General features: G+C 64.0%; 1 protein-coding gene. It reads left to right on the forward strand.

Features of this window, described 5'->3' with window-relative positions:
- Positions 1–505 (forward strand): IS3 family transposase (locus G6017_RS16985; RefSeq protein ID WP_524536308.1); only part of this gene is annotated, 505 nt, incomplete at both ends.

Genomic DNA, 505 nt, shown 5'->3' on the forward strand with positions numbered 1-505 from the left:
AGAACGACCCGTCCGAGACCAATCCGCTCTACAAGATGTGCGCCTGGTTGGCCGTCTCGACCTCTGGGTTCTACAACTGGCTCTCGCGCCCGACCTCGGCGACCGCGGCCCGCAGACAGGCGCTGACGGCCAGGGTGAGGCACTTCTTCGCCGCCACCGACGGCACGTACGGGTATCGGCGGATCCACGCTGACCTGGCCGATGAGGGCACTGAGTGCTCCCCGGAGTTGGTGCGGCAGATCATGCGCTCTGAAGGCCTCGTTGCCTGCCAACCGAGACCATTTCGGGTGACCACCGAAGCCGATGCCGACGCGGCGGCCGACATGCCTGACCTGGTGGAACGCGACTTCACCGCCGATCGTGCCGGGGTCAAGTTTGTCGGTGACATTACGTACATCCACACCTGGCAGGGGTTCGTCTATCTGGCGACCGTGATCGACTGCTATTCCAAGAAAGTGGTGGGCTGGTCGATCGCCGATCACATGCGCACCGAGCTGGTCGAGAC

Source organism: Dietzia sp. B44 (genome assembly GCF_014145245.1).
GTDB lineage: Bacteria > Actinomycetota > Actinomycetes > Mycobacteriales > Mycobacteriaceae > Dietzia > Dietzia natronolimnaea.